At 60.1% G+C, this 14,971-nt stretch carries 12 protein-coding genes; 11 read left to right on the forward strand and 1 reads right to left on the reverse strand.

Features of this window, described 5'->3' with window-relative positions; all coding sequences use genetic code 11:
- Window positions 1-10 precede the first annotated feature (10 nt).
- The 9 genes from murD (at window position 11) to lpxC (ending at window position 10,283) form a co-directional block, all read left to right on the forward strand.
- Window positions 11-1,336, forward strand: coding sequence for a UDP-N-acetylmuramoyl-L-alanine--D-glutamate ligase (gene murD, locus ADG881_RS14780; protein ID WP_007148363.1), 1,326 nt, complete (start codon window positions 11-13; stop codon window positions 1,334-1,336).
- Window positions 1,329-2,486, forward strand: coding sequence for a putative lipid II flippase FtsW (gene ftsW / locus ADG881_RS14785; protein WP_039926903.1), 1,158 nt, complete (start codon window positions 1,329-1,331; stop codon window positions 2,484-2,486). The genes murD and ftsW overlap by 8 nt, the downstream gene beginning before the upstream one ends.
- Window positions 2,483-3,556 (forward strand): undecaprenyldiphospho-muramoylpentapeptide beta-N-acetylglucosaminyltransferase, encoded by a 1,074-nt coding sequence (murG, locus tag ADG881_RS14790; RefSeq protein WP_007150280.1) that lies wholly within the window; start codon window positions 2,483-2,485, stop codon window positions 3,554-3,556. Before ftsW ends, murG begins: the two co-directional genes overlap by 4 nt.
- Window positions 3,546-4,970: a UDP-N-acetylmuramate--L-alanine ligase gene (murC, locus tag ADG881_RS14795; protein WP_007150246.1), complete on the forward strand. Its 1,425-nt coding sequence runs from the start codon at window positions 3,546-3,548 to the stop codon at window positions 4,968-4,970. Before murG ends, murC begins: the two co-directional genes overlap by 11 nt.
- Window positions 4,963-5,886, forward strand: coding sequence for a D-alanine--D-alanine ligase (locus ADG881_RS14800; protein WP_007148424.1), 924 nt, complete (start codon window positions 4,963-4,965; stop codon window positions 5,884-5,886). The genes murC and ADG881_RS14800 overlap by 8 nt, the downstream gene beginning before the upstream one ends.
- Entirely contained in the window at window positions 5,879-6,655 is a 777-nt protein-coding gene (locus ADG881_RS14805; RefSeq protein WP_039926906.1) for a cell division protein FtsQ/DivIB, read from the forward strand. Before ADG881_RS14800 ends, ADG881_RS14805 begins: the two co-directional genes overlap by 8 nt.
- A 13-nt stretch (window positions 6,656-6,668) precedes the next feature.
- Complete coding sequence (gene ftsA, locus ADG881_RS14810; protein WP_007151175.1) at window positions 6,669-7,904, forward strand: cell division protein FtsA; 1,236 nt, start codon at window positions 6,669-6,671, stop codon at window positions 7,902-7,904.
- A 187-nt stretch (window positions 7,905-8,091) separates the two neighbouring features.
- On the forward strand, window positions 8,092-9,258 hold the full coding sequence (gene ftsZ, locus ADG881_RS14815; protein WP_007150913.1) for a cell division protein FtsZ: 1,167 nt from the start codon (window positions 8,092-8,094) through the stop codon (window positions 9,256-9,258).
- A 110-nt stretch (window positions 9,259-9,368) separates the two neighbouring features.
- Window positions 9,369-10,283 (forward strand): UDP-3-O-acyl-N-acetylglucosamine deacetylase, encoded by a 915-nt coding sequence (gene lpxC / locus ADG881_RS14820; RefSeq protein WP_007150078.1) that lies wholly within the window; start codon window positions 9,369-9,371, stop codon window positions 10,281-10,283.
- A gap of 179 nt (window positions 10,284-10,462) precedes the next feature.
- Here the strand turns inward: lpxC and ADG881_RS14825 are convergent, their stop codons facing one another.
- Window positions 10,463-10,906 (reverse strand): hypothetical protein, encoded by a 444-nt coding sequence (locus tag ADG881_RS14825; RefSeq protein WP_039926909.1) that lies wholly within the window; start codon window positions 10,904-10,906, stop codon window positions 10,463-10,465.
- A gap of 101 nt (window positions 10,907-11,007) precedes the next feature.
- Here ADG881_RS14825 and ADG881_RS14830 point away from each other — a divergent pair, with 101 nt between their 5' ends.
- Both ADG881_RS14830 and secA read left to right on the forward strand, forming a co-directional pair.
- Complete coding sequence (locus ADG881_RS14830; protein ID WP_007151278.1) at window positions 11,008-11,940, forward strand: M23 family metallopeptidase; 933 nt, start codon at window positions 11,008-11,010, stop codon at window positions 11,938-11,940.
- Window positions 11,941-12,112: 172 nt separating this feature from the next.
- On the forward strand, window positions 12,113-14,827 hold the full coding sequence (gene secA / locus ADG881_RS14835) for a preprotein translocase subunit SecA (RefSeq protein ID WP_007148967.1): 2,715 nt from the start codon (window positions 12,113-12,115) through the stop codon (window positions 14,825-14,827).
- Window positions 14,828-14,971 lie beyond the last annotated feature (144 nt).

A 14,971-nucleotide genomic window follows, 5' to 3' on the forward strand; every position in this document is an offset into this window, starting at 1 on the left:
GAGTCAATTTATGGCGAAAGACGGGTTTGATCTGGTCATTGGTCTGGGTGTAACAGGCCGCTCCGTGATCCGTTATCTAACGGATCAGGGGATGCCCGTGCGCGCCATTGACACCCGTGCTGAGCCGGCCGGGCTGGATGCCCTGTGCGCAGAATTTCCGGACCTGAAAGTGCACACCGGTAGCTTCAAAAAAGGCTGGATGGGCAAGGCCCGTCGCCTGATCGTGAGCCCGGGCGTGGCGGTATCCACGCCAGCCATTGCCGAGCAGGTAGTGGATGGCAAAGAAGTGATCGGCGACATTGAGCTGTTCGCCCGTGCGGCCAGCGAGCCGCTGGTGGCCATCACCGGCTCCAATGCCAAGAGCACAGTGACCACCCTGTTGGGTCAGGTAGCGGATGCCTGCGGGATGAACCCGGGCATCGGCGGCAACCTGGGTGTGGCGGCGCTGGAATTGCTTGACGATCAGGCCCGGTTGTATGTGCTGGAATTGTCCAGCTTCCAGCTGGAAACCACCTACAGCCTGAGTGCAGAAGTGGCCACGATTCTCAATGTGTCCCAGGACCATCTGGACCGCTATGCCAGTTTTGCCGATTACCTGGCGGCCAAGCAGCGTGTCTACGACGGCTGCCAGGTGGCAGTCTGGAACCGTGATGACCTGGCTACCCGTCCGCCGGCCACCGTGGCTCGGCAGATCAGTTTTGGTGCCCATCCGGAAGCGGATTACCGGCTGGACAGCGAGAACGGTCAGTTGTTGTGTCGGGGGGAGCCGTTGTTGTCGCTGTCCGAACTGGCCCTGACTGGCCACCACAATGCCATGAATATTCTCTCGGTACTGGCGATCAGCGACGCGCTGTCCCTGAACCGGGACAAGGCCCTGGCCACGGTGAAAGCCTTCACTGGCTTGCCGCACCGTTGTCAGTTGGTAGCGGAAGCCGGTGGCGTGCGCTGGTTCAACGATTCCAAGGCGACCAATGTGGGCGCCACCCTGGCCGCGCTCACCGGTATCGGTGAAAGCATTGAAGGCAAGGTGATTCTGGTGGCGGGCGGTCAGGGCAAAGGGCAGGACTTTTCCCCGCTGGCCGAGCCGGCGCGCCAATATTTGCGTGCCGCCCTGTTGATGGGCGAAGACCGCAATACCGTGGCTCAGGGTATGTCCGCTGCCCCCTGCGAACTGGTGGCTGACATGGCCGCTGCCGTTGCCCGTGCCCATGCGCTGGCACAGCCGGGTGACGCGGTGTTGCTGTCGCCGGCCTGTGCATCATTCGACATGTTCAGCGGTTTTGCAGCCCGCGGCGATGATTTCACCGCCCGTGCCCGGGAGGTGTGCCATGACTGAGCGCATGATCCTTAAAGTAGATAGTACGGGGATCGACAAGCCGTTGTTGTGGACTGCTGTCCTGCTGTCGCTGGCGGGTCTGGTGATGGTGTCCTCCGCCAGCTTGCAGATTGCGGAAACGCGCCTGGGTGACCCCTTCTATTACGCCATGCGCCACGGCATTTATCTGGCGCTGGGACTGGGTGTCGGCACCTTTGTGTATTACGCGGTGCCGTTGGCGCTGCTGGAGCGTTTGCGCTTTGTGATGCTGCCCGTGGCCCTGGTGGTACTGGTGATGGTGTTTATTCCCGGGCTGGGACGAACAGTGAATGGCTCTACCCGCTGGATTGCGTTGCCGGGCCTGACCATTCAGGCCTCGGAAATCGTCAAGCTGTGCTTTGTGCTGTATCTGGCCGGGTACGTGGCCGAGCGCAAAGCTGCGCTGGAAACCGAATGGAAAGCCTTCCTGTTGCCGCTGGGGTTGCTGGGTGTGTTGATGCTGCTGCTGTTGCTGGAGCCGGATTTCGGCGCGGTGGTGGTGCTGGGCATTACCGCCATGGGCATGTTGTTCCTGTCCGGCGTGCCGACCCTGCGCTTCCTGCTGATCGGTCTGATCGCGGTGGCCTTGGGTGGGCTGGTGGCCTTTGCCGAACCTTACCGGGTGGCGCGCCTGATGACCTTCACCGATCCCTGGGCAGACCAGTTCGGTTCCGGCTATCAGCTCACCCAGAGCCTGATCGCTTTCGGGCGCGGCCACTGGTTGGGCGTGGGGCTGGGTAACAGCGTGCAGAAACTGTTTTATCTGCCGGAAGCGCATACGGATTTTGTTTACGCGGTGATGTCCGAAGAGCTGGGCTTGTTGGGCAATGTGGCGCTGATCAGCGGCTTTATTCTGCTGGGCTGGCGGGTGTTCCGTGTCGGCGATCGTCTGGAAGAGCGTGGGCTGCTGTACCACGCCTATGTGGTTTATGGCTGTGCCTTTGTCTTTTGCTCCCAGGCGTTTATCAACCTGGGCGTAAATATGGGGCTGTTGCCCACCAAGGGCCTGACGCTGCCGTTTATCAGTTACGGCGGCTCTTCCTTGCTGATTTCTGCGGCCATGGTGGGGCTGATCCTGCGCGCCGGGGCGGAAGCCGATCACCTGAAAGCCAGAGGGAGGGCTGCACGATGAGTCGCACCGTCCTGATTATGGCTGGTGGTACCGGCGGGCATGTGTTCCCGGCGTTGGCCGTGGCTGATCAACTGCGTGCGCGGGGCTTCGAGATCCTCTGGCTGGGTGCGGAAAACGGCATGGAAGGCAAGCTGGTGCGCCAGTATGGCTACGAGATTGCCGAGCTGTCCGTGTCCCGTCTGCGGGGCGGGGGCATTAAGCGCAAGCTGACGGCCCCGTTCAATTTGCTGCGGGCGGTGTTGCAGGCGCGCCAGTTGATCCGTACCCGTCAGCCGGTACTGGCGGTGGGCTTTGGTGGTTTTGCCAGCGGCCCCGGTGGCCTGGCAGCGCGGTTGTGCAAAGTGCCGGTGGTGGTCCATGAGCAGAATGCGGTTCCCGGGCTGACCAATCGCCTGTTGTCCCGCCTGGCCACGGTGACCCTGGAAGGGTTTCAGGGTGCCTTTGGTAATCCGCAGGCTTGTTGGGTGGGCAACCCGGTGCGCCCGGAAATTACCGCTCTGGATGAGCCGGCTCGTCGTTATGCCCAGCATCAGGGCGGCTTGCGGGTACTGGTACTGGGCGGTAGCCAGGGGGCCCTGGTGCTGAACCAGGATTTGCCCGAGCTGCTGCTGGCAGTGCTGGGTCGCGATATACAGGTGCGTCATCAGTGTGGCGCCGGACGTACTGCGGAAGCGGCGCCGATTTACCAGGCGCTGGGCCTGCAGGCTCAGGTCAGTGAGTTTATTGATGACATGGCAGAAGCCTACGGCTGGGCGGATCTGGTGATCTGTCGGGCTGGTGCGCTGACCGTGGCGGAAGTGGCTGCGGCGGGTGTGGCCGCCATGTTTGTGCCACTGCCCAGTGCAGTGGATGACCACCAGACATTGAATGCCCGTTGGTTGTCAGAGCGCGGAGCCGCGCTGCTGTTGCCCCAACGGGACCTGGGTGCGGCAAGCCTTGCCGGCACCCTGAAACCGGTTGCAGAGCGTGGCTTGCTGGCGCAAATCGCCGAGCGGGCCCGCGAGCAGGCGATGGCGGATAGCGCTGAGCGCGCCGCCACGCTGTGTGAGGAGGTGGCCAATGGCCGATAACGACATGATTCATACGGTGCCGGAGATGCGCCGCATTCGCGGGATCCACTTTGTGGGGATCGGCGGTGTGGGTATGTGCGGCATTGCCGAAGTGCTGGCCAATCAGGGCTATGCCATCAGCGGCAGCGACATCAAGGAATCACCGGTGGTAGAGCGGCTGCGCAGCCTTGGCGTGCGGGTGGACATCGGCCACCGGGCATCAAACATTGATGGCGCCGACGTGGTGGTGACGTCCACGGCGGTGAATACCGAAAACCTGGAAGTGGCGGCGGCCCACGAGCGCCGTATTCCGGTGGTGCCACGTGCCCAGATGCTGGCGGAGCTGATGCGCTTCCGCCATGGCATTGCCGTGGCCGGGACCCACGGCAAGACCACCACCACGTCACTGACTGCAGCGATCATGGCCGAGGCCGGACTGGATCCGACTTTTGTTATTGGCGGGCGCCTGAATAGCGCTGGCACCAATGCACGTCTGGGACAGAGCCGTTATCTGGTGGCGGAAGCGGATGAATCCGATGCCAGCTTCCTGCACCTGCAGCCCATGAGCGCCATCGTCACCAATATCGATGCGGACCACATGCACACCTACGGCGGCGACTTCGCCCAGCTGGAGAACACTTTTATCGAGTTCCTCCACAACCTGCCGTTCTACGGCGTGGCGGTGATGTGTGTGGATGATCCGGTGGTGCGCAAGTTGCTGCCCCGGGTCAACCGTCAGGTGATTCGCTACGGCTTTAGCGAGGATGCGGACCTGCGTGCGGAGAACGTGCGCCAGGACGGCATGGTCACCCATTTCCGGGTAGTGCGCGCCGAAGGCGAGCCACTGGAGGTGTCCCTGAACATGCCGGGTCGCCACAACGTCTTGAATGCGTTGGCGGCGATTGCCGTGTCTGCGGATGAAGGGGCTGATGATGAAGCCATTATCCGTGGCCTGAATAACTTTACCGGGGTGGGGCGTCGCTTTGATGTGCAGGGCGAGTATCACTTCGAGGGCGGCAGCGCGACCCTGGTGGACGACTACGGTCACCACCCCCGTGAAGTGGCCGCCACCATTGATGCCATTCGCGAAGGCTGGCCGGAGCGTCGCCTGGCCATGCTGTTCCAGCCGCACCGTTATACCCGCACCCAGGACCTCTACGAGGACTTCGTGGAAGTGCTCTCCGGCGTGGATGTGCTGCTGATGCTGGAAGTGTATGCCGCCGGGGAAGACCCGATTCCCGGGGCGGATGCCCGGGCATTGTGCCGCAGCCTGCGAAAACGCGGCCTGGAGCCGGTGTTTGTGGATGACCCGGACAAGCTGGCGGGCCTGCTGGCCAGCCAGCTACAGGACGGAGATCTACTCGTCACGCAGGGCGCCGGTAATGTCGGTGCCATTGCCAAGCAGTTGGCTGCTCAGGGAGGCCGCCGTGGATAAGCGTGCATTGCAACAGCGATTGAGCCGGGTGGGCCGCGTGGCGGTGCTGGCCGGCGGTAAATCCGCAGAGCGCCCGGTGTCGCTGAAGAGCGGCGCGGCGGTGCATCAGGGCCTGCGCAATCTGGGCCTGATCGCAGAGCTGGTGGATCCGGCTGACAAGAGCGTGGAGACGCTGAAAGGCTTTGATGCCGCCTTTATCGCCCTGCACGGTCGCGGCGGCGAAGACGGCGTGATCCAGGGCGTGTTGGAGCATCTGGAGATTCCCTACACCGGGTCCGGGGTGATGGCGTCTGCCATCGGCATGGACAAGGTGCGCACCAAGCAACTGTGGAAAGGCGCGGGTTTGCCGACCCCGGCGTTTTATGTGTCCGGCCGCGATGAGGCAGACCTGGGCTTCCCGGTCATCGTGAAACCGGCCCACGAAGGTTCTTCAATCGGTATGGCCAAGGCGGATAACGCTGAAGAGCTGGCCGAGGCGCTGGTCGCCGCAGAAAAATTTGACCAGGACGTGCTGGTGGAAGCCTGGGTCAACGGCCCGGAATACACCGTGGCGGTGCTGGGCGATGAAGCCTTGCCGGCCATCCGCCTGCAAACGCCCCATGCGTTTTATGACTTTGAAGCCAAGTACCAGTCCGACAGCACCGAGTATCTGTGCCCGGCAGGGCTGGATGATGCCGACGAGCAGGCGCTGCGGCAGCTGGCGCTGACGGCATTCCGGGTCGCCGGTTGCCGTGGTTGGGGCCGGGTCGATGTGATGCGCGATGCGCAGGGCCAGTGGCAGTTGCTGGAAGTGAATACGGTGCCCGGCATGACTGATCACTCGCTGGTGCCGATGGCGGCGAAGGCCACCGGCCGGGATTTTGACGTGCTGGTGGGGGAAATCCTGCTGGACGCACTGGAACGGGGTCGTGGCTAGAAACGCCCCCGCGCCACGTGGCGCCCGCCGCAAGCCGGTGAAAAAGGCCGGCGTACCGCTGCGCGAGCGCCTTGCAGCGGCGGTGCCGTGGATGCTGGTGAGCTCGGTGGCACTGGTCATCCTGCTGGCCGTGATCTACCTGCCGGCGGCGCTGGATGGTTACCCCATTCGCAAGGTGGGCGTGGATGGTGTCACCGATGTGCGTCGCCAGCAGCAAATCCAGACCGCACTGGCGGCGCTGGTACGCGAAGAGAATTATTTCTCTGTGCCGCTGGAGGATATCTACCAGCAGTCACAGGGATTGAGCTGGGTGGAGGAGGTCTCCGTACGCCGTCAGTGGCCCGATACCGTGGTACTGACGGTGGAAGAGCGGCGCCCGGTGGCGGTGTGGAATGACACCGTGCTGGTGTCGGACAGCGGGCAGCCGTTCAAGGCGCTCAAGCAGTACGACCTGTCCGGCCTGCCGCACCTGAGTGGCCCGCAACAGCGGCTGGAGGAAGTCATGGGCTTCTACCACAGCATGGGCAAGACGCTGGCGGATGTGGATCTGACCATTCGCAGCATGGACGTCAACGCGCGCCTGACCGCGCGCCTGACGCTGAATAACGACATGGAACTGGTGGTAGACCGTGAACATTACACCACCAAATTACGCCGTTTTGTGCGGCTTTATCGTGGCGTGCTGAGCACGGATAGCCGCCAGGTAGCTCGGGTCGATCTGCGTTATGCGGACGGCATGGCAGTGACCTGGCGCGAGCAGCAGAGTTAGGAGAAAGGGTGACATGGCGACAGCAACAGAAAACATGATTGTCGGACTCGATATTGGCACCTCCAAGGTGGTTGCCATCGTCGGCCAGACAGCAGCCGATGGCACCTTGGAAATCGTCGGGCTGGGCTCGCAACCGTCACGGGGCATGAAAAAGGGCGTGGTGGTGGATATCGAAGCCACCGTGCGTTCCATTCAGCGCGCAGTGGAAGAAGCCGAACTGATGGCGGGCTGCCATATCCACACGGTGTACGCCGGCATCGCCGGCTCCCATGTGCGTAGCCTCAACTCCCACGGCATCGTTGCTATTCGCGACCGGGAAGTAGCCCAGGCGGATATCGACCGGGTGATCGACGCGGCTCAGGCGGTGGCGATTCCGGCGGACCAGAAAACCCTGCACGTGCTGCCGCAGGAATACGTGGTGGACAACCAGGAAGGGGTGCGCGAGCCCATTGGCATGAGCGGTGTGCGCCTGGAAGCCAAGGTGCATCTGGTGACCTGTGCGGTGAATGCGGTGCAGAACATCGAGAAATGCGTGCGTCGCTGCAACCTAGAAGTCGATGACGTCATCCTTGAGCAGTTAGCGAGTGCTCACGCCGTGCTCACCGAAGACGAGCGTGAACTGGGCGTTTGCATCGTCGATATCGGCGGTGGCACCACGGATATCGCCATCTTCACCGAAGGCGCCATTCGTCACACGGCCAACATTCCCATCGCCGGGGATCAGGTGACCAACGATATCGCCATGGCCCTTCGCACGCCCAAGCAGCACGCGGATGAAATCAAGATCAAGTACGCCTGCGCCCTGACCCAGCTGGCCGGCGCGGACGAGACCATCAAAGTGCCCAGCGTGGGCGATCGCCCGCCACGCACCCTTAGCCGCCAGAACCTGGCGGAGGTGGTGGAGCCGCGTTACGACGAGCTGTTCACCTTGGTGCAGGCGGAAATTCGCCGCTCCGGTTTCGAGGATCTGATTCCCGGAGGCATCGTCCTCACCGGTGGTTCCTCGAAGATCGAAGGGGCCGTGGATCTGGCCGAGGAGATCTTCCATATGCCGGTGCGCCTGGGCGCGCCGCAGGGCATTTCCGGGCTGATCGACGTGGTGAAGAACCCGATTTATTCAACCTCCGTGGGCTTGCTCTTGTACGGCCAGCGCATGGAGAAGGAAGGCACCAGCGCCAAGGCCCAGGCCGGCGGTGGTGAGCTGGACTGGCTGGAACGTATCAAGAGCTGGTTCAAAGGCAATTTTTAATGGACGCCGGATGCCCGACGCCCGAAGCCGGACGCAAAACAGGCGGCAAAGCCGCCAAAGCGTCAGGCCTCAAGCATTAGGCATCCAGCGTTTACTGAGCAAGCGGTTGTTCCGGGCCGCGGCAAGATGACCGGAACACTTCGACGTAATGAGTAGTAAACAGGGAAGCAACAACGGGAGATCAACCATGCAATTCAAACTGGAAGACAGCGTACCGCATGGTGCGGTAATCAAAGTGGTAGGTGTCGGTGGCGGCGGCGGTAACGCCGTGGATCACATGGTGCGTTCCGGTGTGGAAGGGGTGGATTTCATCTGCGCCAACACGGACGCCCAGGCCCTGCGTAATGCCTCATCCAAGACCGTGATTCAGCTGGGTAGCCAGGTGACCAAGGGGCTGGGTGCCGGCGCAAACCCGGAAATCGGCCGTCAGTCCGCTCAGGAAGATCGCGATCGCATCGCCGAGCTGCTGGATGGCGCAGACATGGTCTTCGTGACCGCCGGCATGGGCGGTGGCACGGGTACCGGTGCTGCCCCGGTTGTGGCTGAAATCGCCAAGGAACTGGGCATCCTGACCGTGGCCGTGGTCACCAAGCCGTTCCCCTTCGAAGGCAAAAAGCGCATGCGCTCTGCCCAGCAAGGGATCGAAGAGCTGAAAGAGCACGTTCACTCCCTGATCACCATCCCCAACGAGAAGCTGCAAGCGGTTCTCGGTGGCTCCACCAGCCTGCTGGACGCCTTCAAGGCGGCCAACGAAGTGCTGCAGGGCGCGGTGAAAGGGATTGCGGACCTGATCGTTCGCCCCGGCATGATCAACGTGGATTTCGCTGACGTGCGTACCGTGATGAGCGAAATGGGTACCGCTATGATGGGTACCGGTACTGCCAGCGGCGAAGGCCGGGCGGCAGAAGCGGCCCAGGCGGCTATCTCCAGCCCGCTGCTGGAAGATGTGGATCTGCGCGGCGCGCGGGGTATCCTGATCAATATCACGGCCAACGAGTCCATCGCTCTGGATGAGTTCTCTGAAGTGGGTGATATCGTCAGCGAGCTGGCCAGTGACGATGCCAACGTGATCATCGGTACCGCTATCGACCCGGATATGGGCGAGAGCATCAGTGTTACCGTGGTAGCGACTGGCCTGGGCGCGGCGGCACAGGAACTAAAAGTGGTACGTGGCCGTCAGACCCCTGTCGCGGCAGACGGTCGGGTGGACTACAGCGACCTGGATCGCCCGGCTGTGGAGCGTAAACGCGCCGCCCAGCAGGCTGCCGGTGGCCGTGGCCAGCAGGCAGTGAGCACCGCAGAAGATCTGGATTTCATTGATATTCCGACCTTCCTGCGCCGCCAGGCCGACTAACGGTCTGGCGAGATTGGTGCAAAATCGGGGTGTTCCAGTATAATCGCGCCCTAATTTTGTGTTGAGGAAAGCGGTATCCTCAAGGGTACCCGCAGCTGTGTGACAGACTGATGATCAGACAACGAACGCTAAAAAACGTGATCCGCGCCACTGGCGTAGGGCTTCACACCGGCGAAAAGGTCTACATGACCGTGCGCCCGGCACCGGTAAATACCGGTATCGTGTTCCGGCGTGTGGACCTGGACCCGGTAGTGGAGATCAAGGCTGCCGCGGACGCGGTAGGCGAAACCACCCTCTCTTCCACGCTGGTTCAGGATGGCGTGAAAGTGGGTACGGTAGAGCACTTCCTGTCCGCCATGGCAGGCCTGGGCATCGATAACGCCTTTGTGGAGTTGTCCGCCCCGGAAATGCCGATCATGGATGGCAGTGCCGGTCCGTTCGTCTTCCTGTTGCAATCTGCCGGTATCAAGGAGCAGGAAGCCGCCAAGAAGTTCATCCGCATCAAGAAAGAAGTGACGGTGCGTGAAGACGACAAAACGGCGACATTCGTGCCTTTTGACGGCTTCAAGGTGACTTTTTCCATCGAATTCGACCATCCGGTGTTTGAAGATCGTAACCAGCTGGCCAGTATCGACTTCTCCACGACTTCGTTCGTGAAAGAAGTGGCCCGTGCCCGGACCTTTGGCTTTATGCGCGATATCGAGTTCCTGCGCAGCCAGAACCTGGCCCTGGGTGGCAGCGTGGATAACGCCATCGTGGTGGACGAGTATCGTATCCTCAACGAAGACGGCCTGCGTTATGACGACGAGTTCGTCAAACACAAGATGCTGGATGCCATTGGCGACCTGTATCTGCTGGGCCACAGCCTGATTGGCGAGTTCATCGGCCACAAATCCGGCCATGCACTCAACAATGCGCTGTTGCGGGAAATTCTCCGTCAGGAAGATTCCTACGAGGTGGTGACATTTGAAGATGCCACCGATGCGCCTGTGTCCTATATGCGTCCTGTTCTGGCAGCAGAATAAGTGGCGGCAAAGTAGTAAGAAAGTGGTTGGCCGCTTCGGGTCAGGATGACCCGGAAAGATGGCTGACTCTGGCCGAAGCGATTCGGCTGTACGTCGAAGCCCTGTTGGCCACCTGGCTGTCTCCCGCAGTCAGGTGGCTTTTCGTTTCAAGGGTGGAGAGATAGAACGGTTAGCGTTTCTTAATCGGGTTCACCGCGGCTTGCCAGCCGCTGCAATGACGCTTTTAGCGCGTCATCCTCAATGGCTTCGGCCACAGCTTCGATGTGTCGAGCGCTTTCCTGGGTCAAATGCGGCCCCGCCGGTTTGCTGGCATGGTTATTGCTCGACATGGGTTGGCGCTTGCCGCCCACCACGATCTTGATTTGTTGCCCGGGCATGGCTTGTTGCAGTTTCGGGAGATGAAAGCGCAGCAGTTGTGCGGTAGCACTGGTTTCCGCGATAGCCAGCCAGCGATGCTGGTCTTCTACCAGAGTGACTCGCTCACGCAGGGCTGGAGGCAGGCAATGCAAAGGGTCATTTTGCTCCTGGGCAGGGGTCTTCCTGGCTTCTTTCGCCAAGGCCGAAAGAGCGGGGTGACCGCTTAGCAGGGCGAGGAGGGCTTTGGGCGACGTTGTCTTGCTCATGGGTTTTACTTAGACTAGCCTGCAGATTGTAAAAAAATTTATAAAAGAAAGATGCAACATATTGAATTGACTGACTTTTAGCCGGTGCGCTACGAAATCTTATGAACATCATAGTCCTTAACAGCAAGCGCGGCCATTCGCGCACACTGCCCGTTCCCCGCCATTGGCCCTGGTTATTGGCTGCGGCGTTGGTGGTGTTTCCCGCTATTATTGGCGTTAGTGCCTATCTTCTGGCCTATCGTGTGGGTGGTCAGCCTGAATTTACCCCGGTGATGACGGAGCGTTTCGCAGGTCAGCTGGAACAGCAGCAGGAGGTTCTCTCCCAGCTGGATCAACAGAGTCAGGAACAGTTTCGGGCTTTGACGCTCAAGCTGGCACAGGCCCAGGCCCGGCTGGTTCGTCTGGATGCACTGGGTGAGCGGCTGGTGGAAGTGGCCGATATCGGCGGTGACGAATTCGATTTCAGCAGTGTGCCCGGTGTCGGTGGCCCGGAGTCCCCGGAAGAGGGGGCCAGCTATGAGTTGCCTTCCTTTATGGGCGCGCTGGATCAAATGACGGCCACTTTGGAGCGCCGTGAGCGGCAGCTGGATATTCTGGAAGATCTGTTGGCTGACAAGCAACTGGAAGATCAGACCTACCTGTCAGGCCGTCCACTGACCAAGGGCTGGATGTCCAGCCGTTTTGGCCGCCGTTCCGATCCTTTTTCCGGCCGTGTTGCCTGGCATAAGGGGGTAGACTTCGCGGGCAAAGAGGGCACGCCGATTGTGGCCACCGGTGCGGGGGTTGTGACCTATTCTGGTGAGCGTTCAGGATATGGGAAAATGGTTGAGATCAATCATGGCAATGGCCTCTCCACCCGTTATGGGCACGCCAAGGAGTTGCTGGTTGAGCCGGGTGAAATTGTTCGAACCGGTGATGTTGTGGGCAAGGTGGGGAGCTCCGGCCGCTCCACGGGCCCGCATGTGCACTACGAAGTGCTCAAAAACGGCGCTCAAGTGAACCCGCAGCCTTATATTTACCGCGCCCGTCGCTAAAACTGAAAATGCAAAACGGCCCGATGGGGCCGTTTTTCGTTATCGGGCCTTGATTACGGCGAATACCACCTTATCTCTCAATCCTATTGTGTTTAGAATGGCTCACCTTGCGGGGGAATAACCTTGCCGCCATCGGGCTGTTTGTCCTGACTTTTACTGAACCGGAAGTTTTATGCTGGGTACCATCGTAAAAAAAATCATCGGCACCAAGAATGATCGTGAAATCAAGCGAATGGCAAAGCTGGTCGACGCCATTAATAGCCACGCAAATGCGATGGGGCAGCTTACCGATGGCGACCTGCAGCACAAGACAACCGCTTTCCGGCAGGCCTTTAAAGATGGCAAAACCCTGGATGAATTGCTGCCCGAAGCCTTTGCGGTAGTTCGCGAAGCCTCTACCCGGGTGATGGGAATGCGCCATTTCGACGTGCAGATGATGGGCGGGATCTCCCTGCATGAAGGTCGCATCTCCGAGATGCGTACCGGTGAAGGTAAAACCCTGACGGCGACCCTGCCGGCCTACCTGAATGCGCTCTCCGGTGAAGGGGTGCATGTGGTCACGGTGAATGATTACCTGGCCGAGCGTGACGCCAACTGGATGCGCCCGTTGTACGAATTCCTGGGCCTGTCAGTGGGGATCATCCTTTCCCAGCAGCCCACCGAACAGAAACGTGCTGCGTATGCGTCGGATATCACCTACGGGACCAACAACGAATACGGTTTCGATTACCTGCGTGACAATATGGCTTTCCGGCTGGAAGACCGTGTGCAGCGCGGGCTGAACTACGCCATCGTCGATGAGGTGGATTCCATCCTGATCGATGAAGCGAGAACCCCACTGATTATTTCCGGCCCGGCGGCGGACTCCTCCGAGCTCTACCAGGCGGTGAATCAGCTGATGCCGCAACTGGAGAAAGAAACGGAAGAGAGCGAAGGCGATTACTTCGTTGATGAAAAACAACGGCAGGTAGAGCTGACTGAATCCGGCCATCAGAAAATTGAAGGGCTGTTGGTCAGCAACCAGTTGCTGGAGCAGGGCGAAAGCCTGTACGCGGCCCATAACCTGGCGCTGCTCCACCATGTGCATGCGGCGCTGAAAGCCCATGCCCTGTTCCATATCGATCGGGATTACATTGTTCAGAACGACCAGATCGTGATCGTGGATGAACACACCGGCCGTACCATGCCGGGGCGTCGCTGGTCCGAAGGTATTCATCAGGCCATCGAGGCGAAAGAAGGGCTGAATATCCAGCAGGAAAACCAGACCCTGGCGTCCACCACCTTCCAGAATTATTTCCGTCTTTATAACAAGCTGTCCGGCATGACCGGTACTGCGGACACCGAGGCACTGGAATTCCGCCAGATTTATGGCATGGATGTGGTGGTGGTTCCCACCAACAAACCCATGGTGCGGATTGACGCCAATGACTTGGTGTACCTGAGCCTGCAGGAAAAATTCGAGGCTATCGTCAAGGAAGTGACCGAGGCGGTGGCCAAGGGCGCGCCGGTGCTGGTGGGTACTGCCACCATTGAAGCGTCGGAGTATCTGTCCAAGCGGTTGAAGCAGGACAAGATCGCTCACGAGGTGCTGAACGCCAAGTTCCACCAGCGCGAAGCCCAGATTATTGCCCAGGCCGGGCGGCCGAGAGCGGTCACCATTGCCACCAACATGGCGGGTCGGGGGACGGATATCGTGCTCGGCGGTAATCCCGAAGAGCAGATCAAGCATATGGACACCCCGTCCGAGGCAGAAGCGGAGAAAATCCGTGCCGAGTGGCAGGCAAACCACGATACCGTTATGGAAGCCGGTGGTTTGCACATCATCGGTACCGAGCGCCATGAGTCCCGCCGTATCGATAATCAGTTGCGCGGACGTGCGGGTCGTCAGGGTGATCCGGGCTACACCCGTTTCTTCCTGTCCATGGAAGATGACCTGATGCGCATCTTCGCATCAGACAAGATTCGTAACCTGATGCGCTCTCTGGGCCTGGAAAACGGCGAAGCCATTGAGCACCGCTGGGTAACTCGCGCCATCGAAAATGCCCAGCGCAAGGTGGAAGGGCGCAACTTTGATATCCGCAAGAACCTGCTGGAATACGATGACGTTGCCAACGACCAGCGTCAGGTCATCTACGGCCAGCGTGACCAGATTCTGGAAGCCGATGATCTGGTAAATTCCGTGAAAGGGATTCGTCGCGATGTGGTGACCGAAGTGGTCCACGATTACATGGCGCCGGGCTCTGTGGAAGATCAGTGGGATATCCCGGGCCTGGAGAAAACCCTGGACGCGGAATTCCAGTGCCATGCACCGATTGGCCAGTGGCTCAACGAAGACAATCAGCTGCATATCGAGGGCCTGATCGAAAAGCTGGTCGAGCGCATGGACGAGGATTACCAGCGTAAGGAAGGCGAGATCGGTACCGAGGATTTGCGCAAGATCGAGAAGCACCTGATGCTGCAAATTCTGGATCGCCACTGGAAAGAGCACCTGGCGAGCATGGATCACCTGCGCCAGGGCATCCACCTGCGCGGCTACGCCCAGAAAAACCCCAAGCAGGAATACAAGAAAGAAGCTTTCGAGTTGTTCCAGGGCCTGCTTAACCAGATCCAGCATGAACTGATTCGTGTGCTGCACAGCTTCCAGGTGCGTCGCGATGACGAAGTGGAGCGTCTGGAGCAGCAGCGCGAGGAAGAAGCGCGCGTTCAGGCGGAAAAAATGAAGATGCAGGCGGTAGCCGAGCCGGGCACTGACGGCGATGCCCAATCCCGTCAACAGGGTGAGCAGCCCAAGACGGTGGTCCGGGATGGCCGTAAAGTTGGGCGTAATGAGCCTTGCCCTTGTGGTTCCGGCAAGAAGTACAAGCAGTGTCACGGGAAGATTGAATAAAAGCCGCCTCAAGCAACAAGCTTCAAGTGGCAAGGAAAACCAAAAGCACCGGCAACGTCGGTGCTTTCTTTGTTTGGGGCTGTCGTTTTAGGCTTGGAGCTGGTTTTTTAATTTGTAGGTCGAATTAGGCGAAGCCGTAATCCG

This window comes from Alcanivorax sp. DG881, from assembly GCF_000155615.1.
In the GTDB taxonomy this organism is placed as follows: Bacteria; Pseudomonadota; Gammaproteobacteria; order Pseudomonadales; family Alcanivoracaceae; genus Alcanivorax.

Bases quoted from the DNA above. Each gene is read 5' to 3' on its own strand.
- murD (WP_007148363.1), top strand. From the start codon at position 11: ATGGCGAAAGACGGGTTTGATCTGGTCATTGGTCTGGGTGTAACAGGC.
- ftsW (WP_039926903.1), top strand. From the start codon at position 1,329: ATGACTGAGCGCATGATCCTTAAAGTAGATAGTACGGGGATCGACAAG.
- murG (WP_007150280.1), top strand. From the start codon at position 2,483: ATGAGTCGCACCGTCCTGATTATGGCTGGTGGTACCGGCGGGCATGTG.
- murC (WP_007150246.1), top strand. From the start codon at position 3,546: ATGGCCGATAACGACATGATTCATACGGTGCCGGAGATGCGCCGCATT.
- ftsA (WP_007151175.1), top strand. From the start codon at position 6,669: ATGGCGACAGCAACAGAAAACATGATTGTCGGACTCGATATTGGCACC.
- ftsZ (WP_007150913.1), top strand. From the start codon at position 8,092: ATGCAATTCAAACTGGAAGACAGCGTACCGCATGGTGCGGTAATCAAA.
- lpxC (WP_007150078.1), top strand. From the start codon at position 9,369: ATGATCAGACAACGAACGCTAAAAAACGTGATCCGCGCCACTGGCGTA.
- ADG881_RS14825 (WP_039926909.1), bottom strand. From the start codon at position 10,906: ATGAGCAAGACAACGTCGCCCAAAGCCCTCCTCGCCCTGCTAAGCGGT.
- ADG881_RS14830 (WP_007151278.1), top strand. From the start codon at position 11,008: ATGAACATCATAGTCCTTAACAGCAAGCGCGGCCATTCGCGCACACTG.
- secA (WP_007148967.1), top strand. From the start codon at position 12,113: ATGCTGGGTACCATCGTAAAAAAAATCATCGGCACCAAGAATGATCGT.